The 25,351-nt window shown below is 71.3% G+C and carries 24 protein-coding genes; 21 read left to right on the top strand and 3 right to left on the bottom strand.

What is annotated here, in order from left to right; translation table 11 throughout:
• Positions 1–59 precede the first annotated feature (59 nt).
• The 8 genes from AB0N27_RS18280 (at position 60) to AB0N27_RS18245 (ending at position 9,648) form a co-directional block, all read left to right on the top strand.
• The gene (locus tag AB0N27_RS18280; protein ID WP_364370415.1) at positions 60–737 is read left to right on the top strand and encodes a response regulator transcription factor; all 678 of its coding nucleotides are present in this window, start codon (positions 60–62) and stop codon (positions 735–737) included.
• The gene (locus AB0N27_RS18275; protein WP_364370412.1) at positions 734–1,807 is read left to right on the top strand and encodes a HAMP domain-containing sensor histidine kinase; all 1,074 of its coding nucleotides are present in this window, start codon (positions 734–736) and stop codon (positions 1,805–1,807) included. Before AB0N27_RS18280 ends, AB0N27_RS18275 begins: the two co-directional genes overlap by 4 nt.
• Complete coding sequence (locus AB0N27_RS18270; protein WP_364370409.1) at positions 1,804–3,549, top strand: DUF4153 domain-containing protein; 1,746 nt, start codon at positions 1,804–1,806, stop codon at positions 3,547–3,549. The genes AB0N27_RS18275 and AB0N27_RS18270 overlap by 4 nt, the downstream gene beginning before the upstream one ends.
• Before the next feature lie 50 nt (positions 3,550–3,599).
• Positions 3,600–4,007 (top strand): hypothetical protein, encoded by a 408-nt coding sequence (locus AB0N27_RS18265; protein ID WP_364370838.1) that lies wholly within the window; start codon positions 3,600–3,602, stop codon positions 4,005–4,007.
• 1 nt (position 4,008) lies between these two features.
• A complete protein-coding gene (locus tag AB0N27_RS18260; RefSeq protein ID WP_364370406.1) occupies positions 4,009–5,649 on the top strand; it encodes a cation acetate symporter in 1,641 nt (546 codons plus the stop codon).
• A gap of 158 nt (positions 5,650–5,807) precedes the next feature.
• A complete protein-coding gene (locus AB0N27_RS18255) occupies positions 5,808–6,965 on the top strand; it encodes a hypothetical protein (RefSeq protein WP_364370403.1) in 1,158 nt (385 codons plus the stop codon).
• Positions 6,966–7,216: 251 nt separating this feature from the next.
• Positions 7,217–7,981, top strand: a complete 765-nt coding sequence (locus AB0N27_RS18250) for an ABC transporter ATP-binding protein (protein WP_364370400.1) — start codon at positions 7,217–7,219, stop codon at positions 7,979–7,981.
• Positions 7,966–9,648 carry an ABC transporter permease gene (locus tag AB0N27_RS18245; RefSeq protein WP_364370397.1) on the top strand — a complete coding sequence of 561 codons (1,683 nt, stop codon included), beginning with the start codon at positions 7,966–7,968 and terminating at the stop codon, positions 9,646–9,648. The genes AB0N27_RS18250 and AB0N27_RS18245 overlap by 16 nt, the downstream gene beginning before the upstream one ends.
• Here the strand turns inward: AB0N27_RS18245 and AB0N27_RS18240 are convergent, their stop codons facing one another.
• Both AB0N27_RS18240 and AB0N27_RS18235 read right to left on the bottom strand, forming a co-directional pair.
• Positions 9,649–9,855 carry a DUF397 domain-containing protein gene (locus tag AB0N27_RS18240; RefSeq protein WP_364370394.1) on the bottom strand — a complete coding sequence of 69 codons (207 nt, stop codon included), beginning with the start codon at positions 9,853–9,855 and terminating at the stop codon, positions 9,649–9,651. It lies immediately after the preceding gene.
• A complete protein-coding gene (locus AB0N27_RS18235; RefSeq protein ID WP_364370391.1) occupies positions 9,852–10,637 on the bottom strand; it encodes a helix-turn-helix transcriptional regulator in 786 nt (261 codons plus the stop codon). The genes AB0N27_RS18240 and AB0N27_RS18235 overlap by 4 nt, the downstream gene beginning before the upstream one ends.
• 561 nt (positions 10,638–11,198) lie before the next feature.
• Between AB0N27_RS18235 and AB0N27_RS18230 the strand changes: the two genes are divergently transcribed.
• The 12 genes from AB0N27_RS18230 to AB0N27_RS18175 all read left to right on the top strand — a co-directional run bounded on the left by AB0N27_RS18230 (position 11,199) and on the right by AB0N27_RS18175 (position 23,183).
• Complete coding sequence (locus tag AB0N27_RS18230; RefSeq protein WP_364370835.1) at positions 11,199–11,951, top strand: flavin reductase family protein; 753 nt, start codon at positions 11,199–11,201, stop codon at positions 11,949–11,951.
• Between the two features lie 170 nt (positions 11,952–12,121).
• Positions 12,122–12,487 carry a DUF485 domain-containing protein gene (locus tag AB0N27_RS18225; RefSeq protein ID WP_364370388.1) on the top strand — a complete coding sequence of 122 codons (366 nt, stop codon included), beginning with the start codon at positions 12,122–12,124 and terminating at the stop codon, positions 12,485–12,487.
• The gene (locus AB0N27_RS18220; RefSeq protein ID WP_364370385.1) at positions 12,465–14,156 is read left to right on the top strand and encodes a cation acetate symporter; all 1,692 of its coding nucleotides are present in this window, start codon (positions 12,465–12,467) and stop codon (positions 14,154–14,156) included. The genes AB0N27_RS18225 and AB0N27_RS18220 overlap by 23 nt, the downstream gene beginning before the upstream one ends.
• A 79-nt stretch (positions 14,157–14,235) precedes the next feature.
• Positions 14,236–15,213: an NAD-dependent epimerase/dehydratase family protein gene (locus tag AB0N27_RS18215; RefSeq protein WP_364370382.1), complete on the top strand. Its 978-nt coding sequence runs from the start codon at positions 14,236–14,238 to the stop codon at positions 15,211–15,213.
• 66 nt (positions 15,214–15,279) lie between these two features.
• Positions 15,280–16,506, top strand: coding sequence for an LCP family protein (locus AB0N27_RS18210; protein WP_364370379.1), 1,227 nt, complete (start codon positions 15,280–15,282; stop codon positions 16,504–16,506).
• 149 nt (positions 16,507–16,655) lie between these two features.
• Positions 16,656–17,921 (top strand): LCP family protein, encoded by a 1,266-nt coding sequence (locus tag AB0N27_RS18205; RefSeq protein ID WP_364370376.1) that lies wholly within the window; start codon positions 16,656–16,658, stop codon positions 17,919–17,921.
• Between the two features lie 202 nt (positions 17,922–18,123).
• On the top strand, positions 18,124–19,059 hold the full coding sequence (locus tag AB0N27_RS18200; RefSeq protein ID WP_364370832.1) for an LCP family protein: 936 nt from the start codon (positions 18,124–18,126) through the stop codon (positions 19,057–19,059).
• A 58-nt stretch (positions 19,060–19,117) separates the two neighbouring features.
• Entirely contained in the window at positions 19,118–19,453 is a 336-nt protein-coding gene (locus AB0N27_RS18195) for a rhodanese-like domain-containing protein (protein WP_364370373.1), read from the top strand.
• A 10-nt stretch (positions 19,454–19,463) separates the two neighbouring features.
• Positions 19,464–20,252: a glycerophosphodiester phosphodiesterase family protein gene (locus tag AB0N27_RS18190; protein WP_364370370.1), complete on the top strand. Its 789-nt coding sequence runs from the start codon at positions 19,464–19,466 to the stop codon at positions 20,250–20,252.
• 55 nt (positions 20,253–20,307) lie between these two features.
• The gene (locus AB0N27_RS18185) at positions 20,308–21,762 is read left to right on the top strand and encodes a PAS domain-containing sensor histidine kinase (protein ID WP_364370367.1); all 1,455 of its coding nucleotides are present in this window, start codon (positions 20,308–20,310) and stop codon (positions 21,760–21,762) included.
• 61 nt (positions 21,763–21,823) lie between these two features.
• Positions 21,824–22,240: an ATP-binding protein gene (locus AB0N27_RS18180; RefSeq protein ID WP_364370829.1), complete on the top strand. Its 417-nt coding sequence runs from the start codon at positions 21,824–21,826 to the stop codon at positions 22,238–22,240.
• A 61-nt stretch (positions 22,241–22,301) separates the two neighbouring features.
• Entirely contained in the window at positions 22,302–23,183 is an 882-nt protein-coding gene (locus AB0N27_RS18175; RefSeq protein WP_364370364.1) for a DUF5926 family protein, read from the top strand.
• 6 nt (positions 23,184–23,189) lie between these two features.
• Here the strand turns inward: AB0N27_RS18175 and AB0N27_RS18170 are convergent, their stop codons facing one another.
• Positions 23,190–24,407: an arginine deiminase gene (locus tag AB0N27_RS18170; protein WP_364370361.1), complete on the bottom strand. Its 1,218-nt coding sequence runs from the start codon at positions 24,405–24,407 to the stop codon at positions 23,190–23,192.
• Between the two features lie 167 nt (positions 24,408–24,574).
• Here AB0N27_RS18170 and AB0N27_RS18165 point away from each other — a divergent pair, with 167 nt between their 5' ends.
• Positions 24,575–25,315, top strand: coding sequence for a hypothetical protein (locus tag AB0N27_RS18165; protein ID WP_364370358.1), 741 nt, complete (start codon positions 24,575–24,577; stop codon positions 25,313–25,315).
• Positions 25,316–25,351: the final 36 nt, after the last annotated feature.

Raw genomic sequence — 25,351 nt, 5'->3', positions numbered from 1 at the left:
ACAGGTTGTTCACAACGTCACCCACCGATCTCCACGGCGGCTCAATACAGTCAGGCCCCATGAAGGAACGCCGGGTCCTGGTCGTCGAGGACGAGCGCACCATCGCCGAGTCGGTAGCCGCCCGACTCCGCGCCGAGGGTTTCGTGGTGGAGATCGCCACGGACGGCCCCAGCGCGGTCGAGCGGTTCCGGACCGGGCAGCCGGATCTCGTCGTCCTGGACGTCATGCTGCCCGGCTTCGACGGGCTGGAGGTGTGCCGGCGGATCCAGGCGGTCCGGCCGGTGCCGGTGCTGATGCTCACCGCCCGCGACGACGAGAACGATCTGCTGGTCGGGCTCGCGGTCGGCGCGGACGACTACCTCACCAAGCCGTTCTCGATGCGCGAGCTGGCCGCCCGCGTACACGTGCTGCTGCGCCGGATGGAACGGGCCGCGACCCCCGCCCCACCCGCCATCCGCCTCGGCGACATCGAGATCAACGAAGCCGAGCGGCGGGTCCGCCGGGCCGGCGCGGACGTGCACCTCACCCCGACGGAGTTCGACCTCCTGCTCCACCTCGCCGGGCGGCCCCGCACGGTCCTGCCCCGGGAGCGGCTGCTCGCCGACGTGTGGGGTTGGGCCGAGGGCACCGGCACCCGCACTGTCGACAGCCACGTCAAGGCGCTGCGTCGCAAGCTCGGCGCCGACCTGATCCGGACCGTCCACGGCGTCGGGTACGCCCTGGAGGTGCCCGCGTGACCCACCAACTGGCGGACTGGCTGGACCGGGTGCTGCCCCGCCCACTCGACCCGGTCCGCTCGATCAAGATGAAGCTCGGCGTCCTGCTGGTCGCCTCGTGGGCCGTGGCCATCGGCTACTTCTGGTACGGCATCGGCTGGCTCCCGCCGGGCACGTCGATCACGGTCATCTGCATCGCGCTGGTCACCTCACAGGTGCTCGCCCACGGGATGACCTCACCGCTGCGGGAGATGACGGCCGCCGCCGGGGCGATGGCTCGGGGCGACTACACCCGTCGGGTACGCGCGACGTCCCGGGACGAGGTCGGTGAGCTGGCCCAGGCGTTCAACAAGATGGCCGAGGATCTGCACGCCGCCGACCAGCGCCGACGCGAACTGATCGCGAACGTGTCGCACGAGCTGCGGACGCCGATCACTGCGTTGCAGGGCGTCCTGGAGAACATGGTGGACGGGGTGGCCGAACCCGAGCCCGCTGCCCTGCGGGCGGCGCTGTCCCAGACCGAACGACTCGGGCATCTCGTCGCCGACCTGCTCGACCTGTCCCGCCTGGACGCCGGGGTGGTGCCGCTGCGACGGGTACACATCGACGTGGGGGACTTCCTCGACGAGGCGGTGGAGCACGCCACAGCCAGCGCGTCCGGCGCCGGCCTGGACGTGCGCTTCGAGCTCCGTGACCTGCCGGAGCCCCTGACGGTGCGCGCGGACCCGTGGCGGCTGCACCAGGTCTTCGCAAACCTGCTCGACAACGCGGCGCGGCACAGCCCACCCGGCGGCACCGTGCGGGTCAGCGCCGAGGAGCACGGCGACCAGCTCCGCTTCGAGGTGAGCGACGAGGGCCAGGGCATCCCGCCGGCCGAGCGTTCCCGCGTGTTCGAGCGGTTCACCCGCGGCGACCGGTCGGCGGGCGGCGGAACCGGGCTGGGCCTGGCCATCGCCCGCTGGGTCGTCGAGTTGCACGGCGGTCGGATCGCTGTCCTGGATCCCGTCGGACCGCACCGGGGCGGCCGGCCCGGCTGCCGCATCCAGGTCACCATCCCCGGTGACTCCTCACACCGAAGAGAGGCCGCATGACCAGCCCCGGCAGCAATCCCGTCCCGGCCACCGGGCCGACCGACCCGCAGGCCACCCCGCCTGCCCGACCGGGTCCGGCTGCCCCGTTGACCGCCTCCCCTCCGTACCCGGGGCCGCTCGCACCGGCTCTGCCGAGGCCACCGTCGCTGATCGAGCGGCGCTGGCCGGGGCCGCCCGGGGCCGCCCGCCCGCTGGTCCTGGCGGCGTTGACGGCGGCGGCGGTCGTCGGCGCGTCGACGCTCACGGTGGTCCGTCCCGGCCTCGGCTGGCTGGCGGCCGCGCTGGCCGCCGTCGCCGCCCTCGTGACCGCCGGCGTCGTCAGTTCCGGGACGCCGTCCCCGGCCACGGCGGCCACCGCCCTTCCCGATGCCGAGGGGGCACCGGGAAGGGCGGCGACCGACCGTCCGGATGCGCCGAAGGCACCAGGCCCGACCGCCGCCACCCGTCCCGATGCCACGGGGGCACCGGGGCGGGTGGCGCAGGCCGCCTGGGCCACCGCGACTGTCGCATTGGTCGGCGTCGGCACCGTCCGGGCCGCCGGCTGGCTCTTCGCCCTCTGCCTGCTCGGCGCCGTGGTGACCGGGACGCTCGCGGTGACCGGCGGGCGGAGTCCGCTCGGGATGCTGCTCGCCGCGACGCTGCCGCCGGCCGCGACGGTACGGGCGCTCCCGTGGGCGGCACGCGGGCTGCGCAGCCGCCGTACGGCGGGGTCGGGGATCGAGGTCGGACGTGTCGTCAGCAGCCTGGCGATCTCCGCTGGCCTGCTTGTGCTGTTCGGGCTGCTCTTCTCCTCCGCCGACGCGGTGTTCGCCGACCTGGTCACCGGCCTGCTGCCCGACATCTCGCCGCCCGGGATGATCGGTTGGGTGTTCCGCCTGGCGCTTATCGGCGGAGGGCTGCTCGGTGCCGCGTACCTGGTGAGTCGCCCGCCCGACCTGGAGGGCCTGCGGGCGGAACCGGGCCGACCGGCACACCGGCTGGAGTGGACGATCCCGCTGGTGCTGCTCGACGCCCTGTTCGCCGTGTTCGTGCTTGTCCAGTTGACCGTGCTGTTCGGCGGGTCGGGGCACGTGCTGCGTACGGCCGGGCTGACCTACGCCGAGTACGCCCGAGGCGGGTTCTGGCAACTGCTCGCCGTCACCGGGCTCACGCTGCTGGTGATCGCCATCGCCGCCCGTCGGGCACCGAAGGCCAGCCGGGCGGACCGGCTGCTGGTCCGGGTGCTGCTCGGCACACTCACCGCTCTCAGCCTGGTGATCGTCGCCTCGGCGCTCTACCGGATGCAGGTCTACGCCGACGCGTACGGTGCCACCCGGCTGCGACTCCTCGTGGCGACCACCGAGTTGTGGCTCGGGCTGCTCTTCGTCCTCGTCGGGGTGGCCGTGGTGCGGCTGCGCGCCGAGTGGCTACCCCGGTTGGTGATCGGCACCGCGGTGCTGGCGCTGCTCGGGTTGGCGCTGGTCAACCCGGACCGGCTGATCGCCGAGCGGAACGTGGACCGCCATCTCGACACCGGCCGCCTGGACGTCAGCTACCTGTCGGGGCTCTCCGCGGACGCCGTACCGGCTCTGGACCGGTTGCCCGAGCCGATGCGGACGTGCGCGCTCAGGGAGATCGCCTTCGAGCTGCCCCGGGACGGCTTCTGGGCGACGAACCTCGGCCGGGAACGAGCCCGTCCGGTCCTCGACCAGGTCCGGACGACAGGCAGCACGACGGGTTGTCTCGGTCTGAACCGCTGGTGAGCGCTGGCGCTTGACAATCGCGCCGAGCGGGCAAGACTGCCGGGGTGGCCATGCAACTCCCTGACGTGGGGTCGGGCGGTGCGGTCCCGCCACCCCGGCGGGCCCGGATCGTGTTGGCCGACATCACCAGGCAGGACAGCCGCGCCGAACGGACCCGCGCCGAACTGGCGCAGCAGACCCAGGTCGGTGAGGCGCTCGTCCGCGGCCTGGTCCGGGCCCAGCTCGCGTTGGCGCTGCGGCTCTCCCTGGTGGTGGCCATCGGGCTGGGCGGGCTGCCCTGGCTGTTCGCCATCGCGCCGTCGCTGGGCCGGACCACTGTCGCCGGCGTCAACCTGCCGTGGCTGCTGCTCGGGGTGGCGTCGTTCCCGTTCCTGATCGGCGTGGGCTGGGCGTACGTGCGGTGGGCCGAACGCAACGAGCAGGACTTCACCGACCTGGTGCAGCGGCCGGAGCGCTGAGGTGGCCAACGACTTCGTGGTCCCGGCCATCGTCGCGGTCACCCTGGTGACGGTCGGGATCGGCTTCTACGGGCTGCGGCTGGCCCGGACCACCTCCGACTTCCTGGTGGCGTCGCGGGCGATCAGCCCGACGTGGAACGCCGCCGCCATCGGCGGGGAGTACCTGTCGGCGGCTAGTTTTCTAGGCGTCGCCGGCCTGGTCCTCAAGTACGGCGTGGACGTGCTCTGGTATCCGGTCGGGTTCGCCGCCGGCTACCTGGCTCTGCTGCTGTTCGTGGCGGCGCCGCTGCGGCGCTCCGGCGCGTTCACCCTGCCGGATTTCTGCGAACTGCGGCTGGGGTCCCGTCGGCTGCGCATCCTCGCCACCGCCTTCGTGATCTTCATCGGTTGGTTGTACCTGGTGCCGCAGCTCCAGGGCGCCGGTCTCACCCTGGCCACTGTGGCCGGCTCCCCGTACCCGGTCGGCGCCCTGCTGGTGGCCGCCGTGGTCACCGCGAACGTGGCGTTGGGCGGGATGCGGGCCATCACCTTCGTCCAGGCGTTCCAGTACTGGCTGAAGTTGACCGCTCTCGCCGTACCGGTGATCTTCCTGGCGTTGCAGTGGCAGGCCGACGGCCGCCCGGCGGTGACCCCGCCCGACGGGCCGACGTTCCGGACCGCGACCACCGTCGTGGTCGAGCACCGCGCGACCCTCACGCTTCCCGACGGTGAGATTCGGGAGGTACGCCCCGGCGACGAGCTGTCCTTCGCCGCGGGTGACCCGGTGCCTGACGTGTCAGGGGTGGCCACCGAGGCCGGTGACTGGCTGCTGCCCAGCGCCGCCGGTGACGACGACCGGGGCCTGTTCGGCACGTACTCGCTGATCCTTGCCACCTTCCTGGGCACCATGGGGTTGCCGCACGTGCTTGTGCGCTTCTACACCAACCCGGACGGCGCGGCGGCCCGCCGGACCACGCTTGTGGTGCTGGCACTGGTCGGCGTCTTCTACCTGCTGCCCACCCTGTACGGGGTGCTCGGCCGGATCTACACGCCGCAACTGCTGCTCAGTGGGCAGACGGACGCGGTGGTGGTGCTGCTGCCCGGCGCGGTCCTCGGCGACGGGCTGATCGGGCAACTGCTCGCCGCGCTTATCGCGGCGGGCGCGTTCGCCGCCTTCCTCTCCACCTCGTCCGGGCTGCTGACAAGCGTCGCCGGGGTGATCTCCACGGACGTGCTGGGTCGCGGCTCGGTACGCGGCTTCCGGCTGGCCACGGTGATCGCCGGCGCCGTGCCGACGGTGCTGGCGCTGCACGTCTCCGGGCTGGACGTGTCGCAGGTGGTCGGGTTGGCCTTCGCGGTCGCCGCGTCGAGCTTCTGCCCGCTGCTGGTGCTCGGCATCTGGTGGCGCGGCCTGACCGACGTGGGCGCCGCCGCCGGCGTGGTGGTCGGCGGCGGCGCTGCCATCGGTGCGGTGCTGGTCACCGTGCTCGGCCCACCGCTGTCCGGCTGGCCGGCCACGCTCATCGCGCAGCCGGCCGCCTGGACGGTGCCGTTGGCCTTCACCGTGATGGTCGCCGTGTCGATGGCCACCCGCAGACGGGCCCCGGCCGACGTCGCGGCCACCATGCTCCGCCTGCACACCCCGGAAGCCCTCCGGATGTAACGCTCATTTTCGATCTCCGACACGCGAAGATCCTCGAGTCAGCTCAAGCCCGGGCACCGACTTCGACGCAGGCCGTAGAACCCCGAACCGGGGCTGGAGTTGTCTTTTCGCGGGAATGACTATGGCGATGCATTGACATCGGTCGTCATAGTGAGGCAATGACGTCGAAAGGCCAGCCCTCGGGTGGGCGGCGCCGGGCGCGGCTGAATTGGCGGGGGCGGGCCGCCGGTGCGCTGGTCGGTCTGGCGGTTGCGATGACCGGCAACCTGATCAGTGAGGACTTCGGCTACCCCGCAGTAGCCGCCGCCCTGGTCGGTGCCGCCGTCCTCGCCGCTTCCACCTGGGTACGTCAACTGCCGACGCAGGCACCGCTGGTGCGCTACGTCATCCGGCTGCTACTGCTCGCCGCAGCGGTCGCGGCAGTAACGGCCGCGCTGGGGCCGCAGGCCTGGGCACCATGGGCGACCATCATCGCGGCACTGCTGACCATCGCGGTTGTGCTCATCCCCGTCGACGCCCTCACCGCTCTCGCATTCCTATTCGGCACCGCGTTCATTGGCACCGGAGTGGCGTACATCGGCGCCGTGGCGGTTCCCTTCCTCCTGACCGAGGGCAGGCCCCTGGACGGCGTTGTGGGCATCGGCGTCAGCATTGTGGCCATCGGCGTCGGGTGCGTTTTCCTGATCGGCGGAGACACCCCGGGCGGCGCTATGGCCATACGCGCCCAGGTGGCGAACAAGGATGGCACCTTCCTGGCCGGCGGGAACCGTTACGTGGCCATCGCCGTCGGGCTAGCGGGCATCGCCATGGGGATTCCCCTGCTGACCGTCGGGGACTCTCTGGGCGGAACTGCGGCCCTCGTCGGTGGCGTGGCGTTCATCGGCTATGGAATTTTCCGCCGCCTCGCTGGCGCTGCGGCGATCGTCGTAGGCGTGGCGTGCATCCTCCTCGGGTGCGCCTGGCTGGCCGACACGGGCATCCTGCTCGGTGGGGCGGCCATCGGCATGGGTGTGGCGCAGATCGGTTTTGGGGTTAGCCACCTGATCTACCATGGTCCGCCTCCGCAATGGCGGGACTGGTGGACGAGGATGACCACCGCGAGTCAGCACCCAGCGGGTGCGGAGCCGGACGGGCCTGGGCAGAACGATCCAGCCCAGAGGACGGCACCGACGAGTGGGACATCGACGGCCACGGTCAGCTCGCCTCGATCATCCCGGTCTGGCTCTGGTGTAACCGGCAACCCTCGAACGAGCGGCCGTCAAGGCTCGCCCGGGTCACCGCGGACGGGGCAACGTCCCCGTCGTCGGCGTCGATGACCACGTGGGTGCGGCGAACCACGCGACCGCCCCATCACCCGTTCCAGGGCCGGGACGGATGCGGTGGGCCGCTCCTCCCACAGCGTCGCCATCCCGCGCGCGGATAGGTCAGGGTCGGCTGCCGCGGGACACCGTCCGCGCCGACAGCAGCCCTACTTCCTTCGCGCATCCCGGGCCGTACGACTCCAGGATGACTCCTGTCCGTCTCGCGCTGGAGGACGGAACTGGCGGGGGCCCGATAACGTCGCCTCATGACTGTTGAGCACCCCGCGCTCGCACTGCGTGGCCTGGCCAAGCGGTTCGACGGCACGATCGCGGTGGCCGGCGTCGACCTGGACGTCCCTGCCGGCTCCTTCTACGGCCTGCTCGGCCCGAACGGCGCCGGCAAGACGACCACCCTGTCGATGGCTGTCGGGTTGCTGCGGCCGGACGCGGGCTCGGCCTGGGTGCTCGGGCACGACGTGTGGCAGGACCCGCTGACGGCCAAGCGGCTGCTCGGCGTCATGCCCGACGGGGTACGACTGTTCGACAGGCTGACCGGTGCCGAGCTGCTGGCGTACCACGGGTTGTTGCGGGGGATGGACCCGGCGGTGGTCGACCAGCGGGCCGCGGAGCTGCTGGACGTGCTGGCGCTCGGCGACGCCGGCCGGACGCTCGTGGTGGACTACTCGGCGGGCATGAAGAAGAAGATCGGCCTGGCCTGCGCGCTGCTGCACGGCCCTCGGCTGCTCGTACTGGACGAGCCGTTCGAGGCGGTCGACCCGGTCTCGGCCGCGCTGATCCGCGACATCCTGACCAGGTACGCGGCCGGCGGTGGCACTGTGGTCTTCTCCAGTCACGTGATGGAGGTCGTGGAGCGGCTCTGCTCGCACGTGGCGATCCTCGCCGGGGGCACGATCAAGCGGGTCGGCACCCTCTCCGATGTGCGCGGTGAGCGTTCGCTGGAGCAGGTCTTCGTCGAGGTGGTCGGCGGGCGTACGGCGACCGGTGAGGAGCTGTCGTGGCTCTCCCGGTGAGCACGGCACCGGAGCGGCAGGTCTCCGCCCGGCACTTCGTACGGCTCAAGTTGCGGGTGATGGGCAACAGCTTCCGGGGCCAGGGCTGGCGTGTCGCCCTGTTCGTCGGTGGCGCGTTTGTGGGGCTCTGGTTCGCCGTCAGCGGGTTCTTCCTCTTCGCCGCGCCCGGCATCTCGGGCAACGGCCGGTACGCGGTGTTGATCGCGGCGGCCGGCGGTGGTCTGCTGGTGCTCGGTTGGCTGCTGCTCCCGCTTGTCTTCTTCGGGGTCGACGAGACGTTGGATCCGGCCCGGTTCGCGCTGTTGCCGCTGTCCCGACGCACGCTTGTCACAGGCCTGTTCGCCGCCGCCCTGGTCAGCGTGCCGGTGCTGGCGGTGCTCGTGGCGTCGCTCGGGCTGGTGCTCACCGCCGGGGCGCTGGGAGGTTGGTCGGCGGCGGTGGTGGCAGTCGTCGGGGTGGTCTGTGGGTTGCTGCTCTGCGTGGCCGCGAGCCGGGCGGTGACCAGCGCCTTCGCCACCATGCTGCGCTCGCGTCGGGTACGCGACCTGGCGGCCGTGCTGCTGGCGGTGGCCGCCGCGCTGCTCGGGCCGTTGCAGGTGTTCGGCATCGCGGCGCTCCGCGAGGCGGACTGGGCCCGGCTGACCGGGTTGGCGACGGTCGTCGGCTGGACGCCGTTCGGGGCACCGTGGACCGCCGGCATCGACGTGGCGCAGGGTCGGATCTGGGCCGCACCGGTCAAGCTGCTGATCACGGTGGTGACGATCGGTCTCCTGCTGCTCTGGTGGTCGCGGTCGCTGGAGTCGGCGATGGTGGGCGCGGCGAGTGCCGGCAAGGCACCGGTGCGGCGCGGGGCGACCGGTGCCGCTGTCGGCCAACTGTTCCCCCGGATCGCCGGTTGGGTGCGCCGGGACCGGTTCGGTGCGCTCGTCGCCCGGGAGGCCCGCTACTGGTGGCGGGACGCCCGCCGCCGGGCGAACCTGATCACGATCGCCGTGGTGGGCATCTTCGTACCCGTGATGATCAATCTTGGTGGCGGCGGGCTGGCGAGCGGGGAGGGCCTGACGACGAGCGCCAGCGACACCTCACCGGTGCTGGTCACCCTCTCGATGCTCTTCGTCGGCGTACTCGCCTCGGTCACCCTGGCCAACCAGTTCGGCTTCGACGGCAGCGCGTACGCCGCGAACGTGGTGGCCGGCGTACCGGGCCGGGTCGAGCTGCGCGCCCGCATGACCGCCTTCTCGCTGTACGTGCTGCCGATGCTTGCGGTCGTCGCAGTGGTCCTGTCACTTGTGCTCGGTCGGCCGGGCTGGATCGGGCTCACGCTCGGCAGCCTCATCGCCACCTACGGCGCGGGGCTCGCGGTGAACAGCTTCGTCTCGGTGTTCGGGGCGTACTCGCTGCCGGAGACGAGCAACCCGTTCGCGATGAACAGCGGCGCCGGTGTCGCGAAGGGGATGCTCACCCTGCTCGCCATGGTCACTTCTGCGGTCGTGGCGGTGCCGATGGTGGTGGCAGCCGCGCTGCTCGGCGGTGCCTGGCTCTGGTTGGCCCTGCCGGTCGGCGTCGTGTACGGGCTGGGCGCGGCGCTGCTCGGCGCGTACCTGGCCGGCGACGTACTGGACCGACGCCAGCCGGAGCTGCTGGCCACGGTCACCCCGCGCCGCTAGCTAGCCGGCGCGGCGGCCGGGGGTACGGGCAGCGTCGGCGAGGAAGCCACGCCACGCGTTCGGAGCGAAGGCGAGGACCGGACCGGAGCGGTCCTTGCTGTCCCGGACCAGCACCACGCCAGGCAGGTTGTCCGCCACCTCGACGCAGTTGCCGCCGGAGTCGGTCGACCGGGTGGAGGTGCGCCAACGCGGCTCAATCATCGTCATGGTGTCACCTTCAGCTTCCGGATCAGATCCTTTGAGGCACTTGTCGAGAGCGCTTCGCCGAGCAGACTATCCCATTTGCGATCAATCAATCGGAGCATTTCCGGGTCGTCCATGACGTGTCCGCGAGCGGCATTCTCCAGGTAGAGCACGCTGTCCCCGTCTGGCAGATCAGCGAACACGAAGCCGCCGCCGAGGCCGACATGCTCACCGACGTCCAGTGGAATGACGTGCAATCTCGCGAACGGGAGTTCTGCCACCTCAAGCAGGCGGCCAAGCTGGGCGTTGAGCACGGCGTGGCCGCCCACCGGCCGGTGAAGTCCCATCTCGTCCACCAGGAAAACGCACATTGGCGGTTCTTCCCTGGACAGCAGCAGTTGGCGTTCCAGACGAACCGCGACAAGCTCGTCAACCACAGCCGGCGAATGCAACCCGCCGGCGGAGATGACGGCGCGGGCATATTCCTCGGTCTGGAGGATGCCGGGCACGAGACATGCCTCGAAGGCACGCAGACGTGTCGCCCTTTGCTCGTATCCACGCCAGGGGACAAACCAGGATGGGCCGCGGTCCTGGTCGGCAGCCTTGAGAAGTTCGGCGAGGAGGCCGCCGGTGGCGAGGGCTTCGTCGGCGGCGACCGCGAACTCCATTGTCGGCCGACGTCGGCCGGTTTCGATCGCCGCCACCGTGGAGGGACTCCACCGGGTGGCCGTCGCCAGCGCCTCCTGGGACATGTCGGCACCGGCCCGGGCGGCCTTCAACGCCCGTACCCACATTTCGACGTTCATCCTTACCTCTCCGGTAAGTACGTGACCGCGTTGCGTAGTAAGCCCTGGAATCCTCCCTTCTTCGGGCCCTCCCGTCCAGGGTGGAGGACGCGCGGCCCGGCCGGTGGAGGCGACGTCCCGGCGACCGGGTCCTGCGTCGGGCCGCCCCGGTCATCCCCCGATCGGGGCGGCCCTCGTCGACCGGGAGGAGATCAGCCATGTTCGGGTTCGTCCGGGGCAGGAACGCAGCGCGGTGGTCGTACCGGAGAAGGAAGCCGGCGCCGACCGCGGCGCCGGGCGCGGAGAGGCCGCCGGGCGTGCCCGCTCGGCCGCCCGCGTGGGCGGACGGGCCGACGGTGGCCCTGCCGCGACCGGGCCGCGCGGGTTGGCTCACGCCAGCGCAGACCTGGCGCGCGAACGGTGGTCGGTGGTGAGCGCCCCCGCCAACCGCTCGTCGCCAAGATCCGCGCAACATCAGGGTTGTTGCTGCCTCCCACGTGTCGGAGGCAGCAACATCCGGGAAGTTGCTCGGATCTTGGCATGGGGCGCCGGAGGTCGCTGGTGAGCCGGCCGCACCTGCCGATGCGGCCGCTCTGGCGGTGTCGGGGTTGTGGTGCCCTCTGGCCGTGCCAGCCGGCGCGGCTGGCGTTGCTCGCCGAGTACCGGCACGACCGCGTGGGGCTGCTCGTCTACCTGGGCGCTCTGATGGCGGAGGCCGGTGACCAGCTCGCCCGGCTCAACGGGAGACCCGCCGATCTGCACGAGCGCTTCCTGGGCTGGGCACGCGGCCGGGGCGGCACAATGTTTCACGTGAATCATGAGCCGGGTGCCGAGATCCACCACACCGATCCGTTCGCGGTGCCGACCGGGCAGCGGTCACCGGTACGACGGCTGCGCGGTCGTCTCGCCGCACCTGTCACGCTCTGGACGGCACCGGGTCCGGCGGGGCTGACCGTCTCGTCCACCCTTGTCGCCGAGGGCGAGCCGGACCGGCTGCTCGGCCTCATTGACGCGGAGTCCGACCTGTGGGCGGCCACCGAGGACGCGGGACGGTTCGCGGTCGCGCCGCTCGGCCCGCCGCACCGGCAGCTCGCCGACCGGTTCGCCGGGCTGTTCCCCTCCCCGGGCGGCCTCTTCGCCACCGGGACGTGGACCGACACGCCGTACGGGCCGGTGCCGGGGGACGCCGGCGGCTGGGTGGGATGCCGGCTGGACAGCGCCCGGGAGTACGGGTGGGCGCTGCTCGTGGAGGCCACCATCGAGGCGGTCGACCTGGCCGAGGACACGTCTCCACTGCTGCACTACAGGGGTCGCTACCACGAGCTGCCGGGCTGAGGGCCCTACCGGATCGACCGGTCACCGGGGTGATCTGGGTCACTTGGCGCAGCGAGGCAACCGTTCGGCGCACTCGGCGACCGGTGTCGATCTCAGCCTTCCCCGCCGAGGAGTGCGCTCTCTACGGTGCGCGAAACTCCCCTGACGCCTGTGAAGGTGGTGATCCACAAATGTCCACGGACACACCCGCTCCGGCCGCTTCCCAGTCGGACAAGTACCTGGCCGTACAACGGTCGGACGAGTTCGCCGGGCTGCGGCGTGCGTTGCGCGGCTTCGTCTTCCCGATGACCGTCGCGTTCTTCCTGTGGTATGCGCTCTACGTCATTCTCTCCGCGTACGCCCGGGACTTCATGGGCACGAAGCTGTTCGGCAGCAACATCAACGTCGCGCTCGTCTTCGGCCTGCTCCAGTTCGTCTCCACGTTCCTGATCGCCTGGCTGTACTCCCGGTTCGCGGACCGGAAGATCGACCCGGTCGCCGACCGGATCCGTGCCGAGATCGGGGAGGTGACCCATGAAAACGGTCCACGCGGCTGATCTGCTCCTCGCTGCCGAGGCGGGCAACCACACCGCCCGCAACCTGACCATCACGCTGTTCCTGGTGTTCGTGGCGGTCACCCTGGCCATCACCATCTGGGCCAGCCGGCAGACGAAGACGGCTACCGACTTCTACGCGGGTGGCCGGTCGTTCTCCGGCTTCCAGAACGGCATGGCGATCGGCGGCGACTACATGTCGGCAGCCTCGTTCCTCGGCATCGCCGGCATCATCGCGCTCTACGGCTACGACGGCTTCCTCTACTCGATCGGCTTCCTGGTCGCCTGGCTGGTGGCCCTGCTGCTGGTGGCGGAACTGCTGCGCAACTCCGGCCGGTACACGATGGCCGACGTGCTCGCCTTCCGGATGCGCCAGCGTCCGGTGCGTACGGCGGCCGCCGTCTCCACCATCACCGTGTCGATCTTCTACCTGCTGGCGCAGATGGTGGGCGCGGGCGCGCTCGTCGCGCTGCTGCTCGGCATCAAGCCGGGGACGACCTTCCTCGGGATGGACGCGGCGACCGCCAAGGTGGCCACCATCATCATGGTCGGCGCCCTGATGATCATCTACGTGACCGTGGGTGGCATGAAGGGCACCACCTACGTGCAGATCGTCAAGGCGTTCCTGCTGATGAGCGGCGCGCTGCTGATGACCCTGCTGGTGCTGGCGAAGTACAAGTTCAACCTGTCGTCGCTGCTCGGCGACGCCGCCGCCTCGTCCGGCAAGGGCAGCGCCTTCCTCGAACCAGGTCTGCGGTACGGCGTCGAAGTGGCGGGCAACGCGACACAGACCTTCTACAACAAGGTCGACCTGCTGTCGCTGGGCATCGCCCTGGTGCTCGGCACCGCCGGCCTGCCGCACATCCTGATCCGCTTCTACACCGTGCCGACCGCCAGGGCGGCCCGCAAGAGCGTGCTCTGGGCGATCGGCATCATCGGCACCTTCTACCTGCTCACCCTGGCCCTCGGCTTCGGTGCGGCGGCCCTGGTGGGCAGCAAGGCGATCACCGAGCAGGACAAGGCCGGCAACACGGCTGCGCCACAGCTGGCCGAGGCGCTCGGCATCGACTTCTTCGGCGGCGACCTGGGTGGTGCCGCCCTGTTGGCGATCATCGCGGCGGTCGCCTTCGCCACCATCCTGGCAGTGGTCGCCGGGTTGACCCTTGCCTCCTCGTCCAGCCTGGCGCACGACTTCTACGCGAACGTCATGAAGAGGGGCGAGGCGTCGGAGCGTCAGGAGGTACGCGTCGCCCGGATCTCCGCCCTGGTGATCGGCGCGATCTCCATCCTGCTGTCGATCTACGCGCAGAACCTGAACGTGGCGTTCCTGGTGGCGCTGGCCTTCGCGGTGGCCGCCTCGGGCAACCTGCCGGCGATCCTCTACAGCCTGTTCTGGCGGCGGTTCAACACGTCAGGCGCGGTGTGGGCGATCTACGGTGGTCTGCTCTCGGCCGTACTGCTGGTGTTCTTCTCGCCTGTGGTCTCGGGCGCGGCGACCTCGATGTTCCCGGACCACGACTGGCAGTGGTTCCCGCTGTCCAACCCGGGCATCCTCTCCATCCCGTTCGGCTTCCTCTGCGGATGGATCGGCACGTTGATCTCGAAGGAGAACGACGAGGCGAAGTACGCGGAGCTGGAGGTGCGCGCCCTCACCGGTTCGGGCGCTCACTGACACTCCCGACGGGCCCCCGCCGACGCCACGCGTCAGCGGGGGCCCGTTCCCGTATCCGGCGATCGGTAGGCTGACCGGCATGAAGGTTGCTGAGCGCTTCGGTCCCGGTCACCGCGTCCTCGTCACCGGCGGCGCCGGTTTCGTCCCGTCGCACCTGGTGGACGCCCTGATCGCCCGCGGTTGCACGGTGGTGGCCCTGGACAACTTCGTCACCGGCTCCAAGGAGAACGTCGCCCACCTGCTCGACCGCCCCACCTTCACGCTTGTCGAGGCGGACATCTCCGATGGCCTGCCGACGCACCACCCGGCCCTGGCCGAGCGGTTCGACGCGATCCTGCACATGGCCTCGCCGGCCAGCCCCACCGACTTCGCCCAGCTTCCGGTGGAGATCCTGCGGGTCGGCTCGGTGGGCACCCTGCACCTGCTGGAGCGCGCGGTCGCCGACGGCGCCCGGTTCCTGATGGCCTCCACCTCCGAGGCGTACGGGGACCCGAAGGAGCACCCGCAGCGCGAGACCTACTGGGGCAACGTCAACCCGATCGGGGTGCGCAGCGTCTACGACGAGGCGAAGCGCTTCTCCGAGGCGGCCACGATGGCGTACCACCGCTACCGCGGGCTCGACGCCGCCATCGTCCGGATCTTCAACACGTACGGCCCGCGGATGCGCCCGGACGACGGTCGGGCCATCCCCACCTTCATCTCCCAGGCACTGCGCGGCGAGCCGATCACCGTGCACGGCACCGGCAACCAGACCCGGTCCATCTGCTTCGTCGAGGATCTGGTGCGCGGCATCCTGCTGCTGCTCGACTCGACCGAGACCGGCCCGGTCAACTGCGGCACCGAGCACGAGCTGACCATGCGGCAACTCGCCGAGTTGATCGTGTCGCTCTCCGGCAGCAGCTCGCAGGTGACCTACATCACCCGCAGCGCGGACGACCCGGAGATGCGCCGCCCGGACCTGACTCTCGCCCGGGAACTGCTCGGATACGAGCCGACAGTGGCACCCGAAGACGGCCTGCGACGCACGATCGAGTACTTCCGGGCGCGGCTAGGGTAGCCGCCCGGCCGATCGCTGAGTGTCGCCTGAAGGCGGCGGTGGCTCCCACTCCGTACCCTGAGTTACATGTCAGCGACATCGTCTGCCGGCGTTCCGCACCCGTACCTGCACCGCAGCGCCGGGCGCGCCTCGGTGCCCAGCCCCGACCGGGGCGCCTCCGGGCGTGCCCGCCCGACCGAGGCGCGCTGGTACCCGTCGCCCGAGGATGAGCAGCCCGGTCCCGGCGGTCCCGGTGGGCCGAAGGGGCCCGGCAGGATCGGTGGCTCCGGTGGGTCGGGTAGGCGCGGGCCCCGGCCACGCTGGGGGCGGATCGGCCTGGTGGCAGGCGTGACGGTGCTGGTCCTGGCGCTGCTCGGCGGCCTCGGCGCGTGGCTGTACGCCCGCAACCTCGACGGCGACCTGGCCCGCACCGACCCGTTCGCGGAGATCACCGGCGGTCGTCCGGCCAAGCCCGTCGAGGGCGCGCTGAACATCCTGCTGGTCGGCAGCGACTCCCGGGACCCGGACGCCCCTGTCGACAGCAAGAGCCAGTGGCGTGCCGACACGGTCATCGTGATGCACATTCCGGCCGACCACCAGGAGGCGTACCTGGTCTCCATCCCGCGTGACCTGTACGTCCCGATCCCGGAGAGCGCCGGCGCGGACTGCGGCTCCGGCCAACGCGCGAAGATCAACGCCGCGTTCGCGTTCGGTGGGCTGCCGCTTGCGGTACGCACCGTGGAGTGCTTCACCGACGTCCGGATCGACCACGTGATGGCTATCGACTTCGGCGGCTTCAAGGAGGTCACCGACGCTCTCGGCGGGGTCGACCTGAAGGTGGAGCGGACCATCACCTCGATCCACAAGCCGTACCGGACGTTCACCAAGGGCACCAACCACATGGACGGCGCGGAGGCGCTGGACTGGATCCGGCAGCGCAAGCAGTTCCCGGACGGCGACTTCGCCCGCATGCGGCACCAGCAGGAGTTTCTCCGCGCGCTGATGGACAAGGCGGCGAGCACCGGCACGCTGGCGAACCCGAAGAAGCTCAACGACTTCCTCCAGTCGGTGACCAAGGCCGTAACCGTTGACCAGGGTTTCTCGGTTACAGACATGGCGCTGCAGTTCCGAAATCTGCGCGGCCAGAACCTCACCTTCGTGACCAGCCCGAACTCGGGCAGCGACACGATCAACGGCGAGTCGGTGGTGGTCTCCGACCGGGAGAAGGCGTTGGCGATGTACCGGGCCATGGCGGCGGACACCATGGCGGACTGGGTCAAGGCCAACCCGCCGAAGGGCAGCGACGGCGGGTAATCAGACGCCCACCGCGTGGTCCATCGAATAGCGACGATAGACCGAATCGCGCAAAATGCCGTCCGGATGGACCAGTGATGAACTCGCCAAGTCGAATCGATGTACGTACAGTGGGTGCCGCCCCCTCCTGATCACGAGCTGGAGCACGAATGCCGGTTCAGGCCAGTCGTCGCCCTTCGTCCACCGGGTCCGCCGCCCCCAGCGGGCGGATCGCCGCGTCCATCCCCGTGCAGCCGGGCCGCTCAGGCGGCGGGTCGGGCGGGCGGCCGCCCGGTGACGGTGGCGGCGCGGGCCGGTCGGGCGGCAGCGGGCCGGCGAAGAAGCGGACCCGGCGCAAGGATCCCCTCTGGGCCCGGCTGACCGTGATCTTCGGTGCCGTGCTGATGCTCAGCAGCGGGATGGCGATCGTCGGCGGCAAGGTGCTGATCGGGCAGGCGACAGGCGACATCGCCCAGCGCAACCTGCTGGGTGAGGCAGGCAAGTCCGACGCCGAGGGCGGGGCGAGCCTGGACGGCCCGATCGACATGCTGCTGCTCGGCGTGGACGCTCGCGAGCGCTGGGCCGCCGACGACGTCCGCTCGGACAGCATCATCATCCTGCACATCCCGGCCTCGCACGACCAGGCGTACCTGATCTCCATCCCGCGGGACACCCAGGCGCAGATTCCGCCGTTCAAGAAGAGCGGCTTCACCGGCGGCACCGACAAGATCAACGCAGCGTTCCAGGCCGGCGCCCGCAACGGCGGCGGCTGGGAGGGCGGCGCCCAGCTGATGGCGCAGACCATCAAGCGGCTCACCGGCGTCAGCTTCGACGGTGCGGCGATCATCAACTTCGGCGGGTTCAAGAACGTCATCGACACCCTCGGCACCGTGAAGATCTGCGTGAGCCACGAGGTCAAGTCCAAGCACATGTCGTTCGTCGACGGCAAGCCGATGTGGAACGCCGACGCCAAGAAGACAGGCAAGCGGATGACCCCGGTGGTGCACAAGAAGGGCTGCCAGGAGATGGAGGGCTGGGCGGCGCTCGACTACGCCCGGCAGCGCTACGGTCTTCCCGGTGGCGACTACGACCGCCAGCAGAACCAGCAGCAGCTGATCAAGGCGATGGCCCGCAAGGCCACCGACGGCGGCACGCTCACCAACCCGGCGAAGCTGAACCAGCTGATCAAGGCGGCGGGCAAGGCGTTCGTGCTGGACACCGGTGGCGCCAAGATCGAGGACCTGATCTTCACCATGCGCGGGGTGACCGCGAACGAGCTGACCATGCTGAAGACCAACAACGGCACCTTCAACAGCAACGGCGCGGGCGCCGAGGCGTTGAGCCCGGAGACCATGGAGATGTTCCAGGCGATCAAGCAGGACAAGCTGGCCGAGTTCATCTTCACCCACCCCGAGGTGATCTCCACTCGCAAGTGACTGCCGAAGTCGCGGAAACGCCGCGACCGGTCGGTCACCGTCCGTAGTCTGACGTGAGTAGGTTTCACGTATCGGCTGCGGGGAGGCGGTCACGTCCAGGTCCGGACGCAACGCGGCAGGTCCGGCCGGCTCGGCCGTACCCGCCCGGTCCCGTCGCGCCCGCGGCCCACGGATCCTGCTCGGCATCGGCCTGGCCCTCGTCCTGCTGGCCGGGCTCGCCCTGGTCGGCCTCAAGACACTCAGCAACAGGTACGACCGCACGGTCACCAAGGAGCAACTGCTCGACTCCGGTGCCCGCACCGGCCGGACCGACCTGGACGGGCCGCTCAACTACCTGCTGGTCGGCTCCGACCGCCGTCCCGGTGACAGCGGGCCGGACCAGCGCTCCGACACCATCCTCATCGTGCACGTACCCGCCGGGCAGCGGGAGGCGTACCTGGTCTCCATCCCGCGTGACCTGCTGGTCGCCATCCCGCCCGCGAACGGCTTCGCCGGCGGACCGGACAAGATCAATGCCGCGTACGAGCACGGCGGCGGCGGGGAGGCCGGCACGAGACTGCTCTCCACCACCCTGAACCGGCTCACCGGCATCCGGTTCGACGGCGCCGCGCTCATCGACTTCAACGGCTTCCGGAAGGTCATCGACCTGCTCGGCGGCGTGCGGATGTGCGTTGACACCCCGGTCCGCTCGATCCACACCAACCGGGTCTTCCCCACCGGCTGCCAGCAGATGAACGGCGCGCAGGCGCTGGACTACGTACGGCAGCGCTACGACCTGCCCGGCGGCGACTACGACAGGCAGCACCACCAGCAGCAGCTCCTACGGGCGATGCTGGACAGCGCCGGTAGGGCCGACCTGCGCAGCAACCCGATCAAACTGGACCAGGTGCTGCGGGCCGTTGGCGGCTCGTTGACAGTCGACACCAACGGCGTACCCCTGGAGGACCTGCTCCTCGCGCTGCGCGCGCTGCCGCCCGACGGGCTGCGCGGCGTCCAGGTGCCGTCGTCGCCGCAGACCATCGACGAGGTGTCGTACGTGGTGCTGGACAACGGCGGCAACGGGCTCTTCGAGGCCGTACGCGGGACACGGGTGCCCGCCTGGGCACAGGCCAACCCGCGCTGGGTGTCCCGGTTGTGACGGTGTCGACGGCCCGGTCGGTGCCGATCCGGCCGGCGAGGATCTAGTGTTGCTTCCTGTGTTCGGACCCCAGGTTCCCACCGTGCCCGTGACCGAGATCGCCGACGACACCTACCTGCTGGACGTGCGGGAGGACGACGAGTGGGCGGCCGGCCATGCCCCCACCGCCCACCACCTGCCGATGATGGAGCTGCCGGTCCGACTGGCCGAGGTGCCCACCGACCGGGACGTCGCGGTCATCTGCCGTTCCGGCGGGCGGTCCGCCCAGGTCGTCGCCTACCTGGTCAACAACGGCTGGGAGCAGGTGCGGAACGCCGACGGCGGGATGCGCCAGTGGGCCGCCGTCGGCCGCCCGGTGGTCGACGCGAACGGGCAGCCCGGCCAGGTCATCTGAGGCGGCCGGAATGGGCGGACCTCTGGTCTTCGCGCACCGCGGCGCCTCGTACGACCTTCCGGAGCACACCCTCGCCGCGTACCTGCGCGCCCTCGACGAGGGTGCCGACGGCCTGGAGTGCGACGTCCGGCTGACCCGGGACGGGCATCTGGTCTGCGTCCACGACCGGCGGCTGGATCGCACCAGCAACGGTCGCGGGCTGGTCAGCGCGCGTACCCTCGCCGAGTTGGAGGCACTGGACTTCGGCTCCTGGCATCCGGGCAGCGCGGCGGACGGCGACCTGCCGCCTGACGATTCGCACACCCGGCTGCTGACCCTGGCCCGGCTGCTGGACGCGGTGCTCGCCGCCGGCCGGCCGGTCCGGCTGCTGGTGGAGACGAAGCACCCGTCCCGCTACGGCTCGGCCGTGGAGCGCCGCCTGGTCGACCTGCTGCGCCGGTACGGGCTGGCCGACCCGGCGCCTGACGACCCGGTCCAGGTGACAGTGATGTCGTTCTCCCCGCTGGCGATCCGGCGGATCCGCGAGCTGGCCCCGACGCTGCCCACGGTGCTGTTGCTGGAGGTGCTGCCGCGTCTGGTGCGGCCCGGTCGTCTGCCGTTCGGCGCCCGTATCGCGGGGCCGGGCATCGGCCTGGTCCGGGCCCGTCCGCAGTTGCTGCCCGCGCTGCGCGCGGCCGGCAACCAGGTGTACGTCTGGACGGTGAACGAGCCTGCCGACCTGGAGCTGGTGCTGGCCGCCGGGGTGGACGGGATCATCACCGACCGGCCGGCGCACGCCCTGGCCCGGCTGGACCGGTGACCGGCAGCGACCGGCGGGGGTGCCCAAACGCCTGCCGACCGGGCAGACTCGGCCCATGCCGGAGCGAATCGACTTCCCCGCTCTCATCGCCGGCCACACAGTCGTCATCGAGATGATCAATTCTGGTGATGCCGGGCTGCCGGTCCTCACCCAGCTGCTCCGGGTGGCCCAGCCGGCGCTCGGCGCGACAGGGATGGCCTTCGTCGAGTTCGGCCCGACCGGCGGCCGGGTGATCGCCGCGACCGGCACGGTGGAGTGGACCCTCGGCCGGCCGCTGACCGTCGACGACCCGGACACCGTCTGCCTGCTCTCCGGTGCACGGGTACGTCAGGTCCGGGTGGCGAACCTCAGCGGCAAGCTGGGCGGCGAACTGGCCGGCAGCGGCCTGCGCCGGATGGTGGTGTCCCGGGCGGAGATCGGCGGGCACACCGTCGGGAGCCTGCACGCGTTCTACCCGGACGACGACGAGCAGGACGCCGAGCGGCAGGGGGTGGTCGCCTACCTCGCCTCCTGCGTCGCGCACATGTACGGCGATCAGAGCGGGCTCCCGGTGCACGGCGACGGGCCGGTCGTGGCGGCGCTCGCCGACGGGCTTGCCGTTGTCGACAGGGACGGTCACGTCCGCCTCTGGAACCCGGCCGCCGCGCAGGTCACCGGTCGGGAGGCCGAACAGGCGCTGAGCCGTCCGCTTCCGTTCCCGCTGCCGCCGTCCGGCCAGGTCCGGGACCACCGGCTGCCGGACGGGCGCTGGCTGCGGATCACCTCCGGCGAGCTGCCCGGCCCCGGCGCCCTGCGGGTGGTGACCTTCCGCGACATCACCGACCAGCAGCGCCGGGACCACGACCGCGACCTGTTCGTCGCGGTGACCAGCCACGAGCTGCGGACGCCGGTCACCGTGATCAAGGGGTACGCGGACACCCTCACCGACCACTGGGAGTCGCTCACCGACGCGGACCGACGACAGGCGGCGCGGGTGATCGGGCAGCGGGCCAACGAGCTGGCCCGGCTCGTCGACAGGCTGCTCTCCTCGGCCGCCGAGGCGGGCCCCGGGGACGACCCGCCCACCCCGTTCGACCTCGGTGAGGCGCTGCGCGTCGCGGTCGGCGACCTGCCGGCCGAGCTGCGCCGCCGGCTGGTGCTGCGTCTCCCGTCCGGCCTGCCCAAGGCGCTGGGCCACCGCGCCAGCCTGACCACCGTGCTTACCGAACTGACGACGAACGCGGGCAAGTACTCACCCCCGGACTCACCGATCGAGATCACCGCGGGGGTGGACGGTCAGCTGGTGGCGTTCCGGGTCAGCGACCGGGGCATCGGCATCCGCCCCGACCACGTGGAGCGGGCCTTCGACAGGTTCTGGCAGGGGGAGTCCGGCGACCGGCGCGGCTACCCGGGTGCCGGGCTCGGGCTCTATCTCGTCCGCCGGATCGTTGAACAGCAGAATGGATGGGTATCCCTACGTCCGAGGACCGGCGGCGGTACGGTCGCAGAGGTGCGGCTACCGCGCGGTTGACCGACGGTGGCGCGACGTGGAGGCGACGGTGGCGACGGCAGCGAGGGAACGGGCGTGGTGTGTGGTGGTCCCGCACCACCCCGCTGGGGCGCGGCTGGCCCGGCACCGGCTCGCCGACGAGCTGGGTGAGGTCGTACCCCCGGCTCTCCTCGCGGATCTGATCGCGGTCCTCGCCGAGCTGGTGGGCAACGCGGTGCGGCACGCCCGGCCGCTGCCGGGCGGCGTGGTCCGGGTGGCCTGGCGGTTGCGGCCCTCGCTCGAGGGTCCGCGGATCCAGTTGCGGGTGACCGACGGCGGCGCGGCCGGCGGTCCGCGGCTGCGCACGGCCAGCCTGGAGGCGGCGGACGGGCGCGGCCTGCACATCGTGGCCGGCCTGGCCACCCGCTGGGGCGTGGAGCGCGACGGCATGGGTCAGCGTGTCTGGGCGGAGTTCGACCCGACGCCGACGACCCGGTCCGACCTCGTGGCGGCGGGCTGAACGACGCGTCGGGACGGGTCCGGCCCACGACGGCCCGGTTGGGCCTCTAGGCTGTGACGCCGTGAGCAAGCGTCGAAAGAGCCAGCGCGCCGACACCGCCCCCCGCCGGGACAAGGTGCGGGACATCTTCGTCCCGCGACCGTTCGAGGGGCTGGTCGACGAGCCCGAGTGGATCGCCCTGCGCGAGCTGGTGCCCGCCGCGTCGGCGCCGCTGCGGCTGACGCCCGCCCTGATCGACGAATTCGGGGACCGGCCGGCCACGGTGGCCACCGTGCTGCCGATGGCCGCCCCGGCGATCACCAAGCCGGACGGCCGGGTGCTGATCGGTCTGCAACGCCACCAGCAGTCCGGCGACGTCTCGCGGGACCTGGCCGAGGCGCTGCTGTGCGCGTTGCGGACGGAGCCGGGCGACGAGGTGGCCGTTCCTCCGCTGCCCGGCCCCGGCCCCCGCCTCCAGGACATCCTGGTGGACGGTCCGCTGGAGATCAGCATGCACGAGGGGTTCGAGTTCTGGCTCGACCCCGGCGCGGCGGACGACCCGACCGTCCAGGCGTCCCTGGAGCGGGCGAACGCCGCCATCTACCCGACGGTGCGGCTCAGCGCGGCGAAGGCCGCGTACTGGTGCCAGGTGCCGGAGAAGGCGCACGTGCGCTGGGTGCTGCCGGAGGACGAGGACGCCGCCCTGGACGCGCTTGCCCGCCTCGGCGCGGCCGGTACGCTGACGCTCGGCGAGCAGACCAAGTTCGCCGGCATGTTCCGCGCGCACGGTCGACTGGTGCCGGTCTGGGATCTGCCGGAGGAGACTCCGGCGACCGACTGGGAGGACCCGGTCGCGCAGTTCGCCAAGCGGTACGCCGAGGCGCTGGCCGCCACCGGCCCGCTTGACGCCGCCGGCCGGCGGGCCCGGCAGGGGCTGCTCGGCCGCCAGCTCACCCTGCGCTGAGCGCGCTCACCCGGCCACCGGCAGCGGATCGCGGGAGATCGGGCAGGACATGCAGCGGGGGCCACCCCGCCCCGAACCCAGCTCCGATCCGGCGATCGGGATCACCTCGATGCCGGCCCGCTCCAGTTGGGCGTTCGTCTCGGTGTTGCGTTCGTAGCCGACGCAGAGCCGGGGCGCCAGGGCGAGGGTGTTGTTGCCGTCGTCCCACTGTTCGCGTTCGGCGGTGACCGGGTCCAGTCCGGTGTCGATGACCCGGAGCTGGTCCAGGTCCATCGCGTCGGCGGCGGCCCGCAGGAACGGCGCCGGGCCGTCCACCCGGGGGTCCTCGCCGTCCGCGCCGGCGATCACCGTGTACGCGGAGAGCGTGCTGGCGATGTTGGGATACATCAGTACGGCGTCGGCGTCGACCATCGTGCACACGGTGTCCAGGTGCATGGTGGCGCGTTCCTGGGCGATCGGCACCACCAGGATGGTGTGGGCGAGCCCGGCGGCGAAGACCTGCCGACCGAGGCGTTCCGCTCCGGCCGGGGTGGTCCGTTCGCCCACGCCCACGGCCAGCACCCCGGGCGCGAGCAGCAGGACGTCCCCGCCCTCCAGGTGCTCCAGGTTCGGCCGGTAGACGAACTCGGTGCCGGCGAAGCGCGGATGGTGGCGGTAGATGGCCTCGGTGAGTGTGGTCTCGCGGCGGCGGGCCGGCATGGCGAGGCTGGTGACGCCGACCCGGTCGCCGATCCACAGCGACGAGTCCCTGGTGAACAACAGGTTGGGCAGCGGGTCGATGACGAAGTCGTGCCGGTCCATCAGGGTGTAGACCAATCCGCCCGGCCGTTCCGAGCTGATCCGCAGCTCCTCGTGGGCCAGCCCGGCGATGAGCACGTCCGCCAGGGCCGCCGGGTCCAGGTAGGAGAGGTGGTCGGCGACGCGGGCGCGCAGGGTGTCTCCGAGCCGCCGCGAGCGCAGCACCTGCTCGGTGAGTTCGGCCCGGGCGTCCGCCACGGCCAGCGTCTCGGTCAGCAGGGTCGCCAGGTAGAGCACCTCGACGCCGCGTTCGCGAAGCGCGGCGGCGAACGCGTCGTGCTCCTCCTGGGCGCGTCCCACCCAGGGGATCGCGTCGAACAGGAGCGAGTCGTTGTTGCGGGGGGTGAGCCGGGCCAGTTCGGGGCCGGGCCGGTGCAGCAGTACGGTGCCGAGCCGGCCGACTTCGCTGTCGACGTATTGGGTCACTCGAGCAGCGTAGGGCAGGGTTTGGCGGCATCCGAGAAAAGAACTGTGGATGAATATGGCATTCATCCGTACTCACTCCGGCGCTCCGGCTTGCCGAACACCGGGAGTGGCAACGTAGGGTAGTGAGGACATAACTTCGAGGGACCTTTTGCCGGAGGTCGACGACGATGACTGTCTTTCCCGCACGACGAGCCGTACCGTCCGCTCGGGCACTGCCGCCCGTCGCGGTGCCCCACCCCCGCGTCGAATCGCCCGGGGCTCTCGCACCGGTCCGACCGACACCGCTCGAATGGGCACGTCGTCGTCGCGCCGAGCGGGGTGCCCGGCGGTTGGAGGCGGCCGGCGCACGGGCGCTGGGCCAACTCGACCATCTTGGGCCAGCCTGGCACGTCATCGAGTGGCCCCGCACCGACGCGACGGACATCCTGCTCGACCGCACCCAGGACGAGCGCGCCGGGTTCCTCGCCATCGGGCCGAGCGGCCTGTTCGCGGTGACGATCGCCGACCACGGCCGGGCCCGTGTGCTCGTCGCCGGCGACGTGGTGCAGATCAACGGCAAGCGGCCCCCGTACGTGGCCGAAGCCCGCCGGGACGCCAAGCGCGCCAGCAAGGCCCTGTCCGACGCCGTGGGGCTCCCGGTTCCGGTCACGCCCGTGCTGACCTTCGTCGGCTCGGGCGTGATCAGCGTCTACGGCCTTCCGAAGGACTGCCTGATGGCCACCCACCGGGAGCTGGACCGGCTCCTCGTGGCCGGCGGGAGCCGGATCAGCCCGGCCACCGCCGAGAAGCTGTCCCGGGTCGCACAGCACCCCGGGACCTGGCTGAACGGCACGTACCGTCCAACGGCCGACTACCGGTGGTACGAGGAGGGCCGAACGGCCGCTGACAAGCCGGCGCACCACCGGTAACGTCACCGGCGACGCCACGCGGCTCCGGTCCCCCCC

This window comes from Micromonospora sp. NPDC093244, assembly GCF_040683695.1.
GTDB lineage: Bacteria > Actinomycetota > Actinomycetes > Mycobacteriales > Micromonosporaceae > Micromonospora.
Note: the sequence above shows the minus strand (reverse complement) of the source record. Positions and strands in the feature narration are given on the sequence as shown.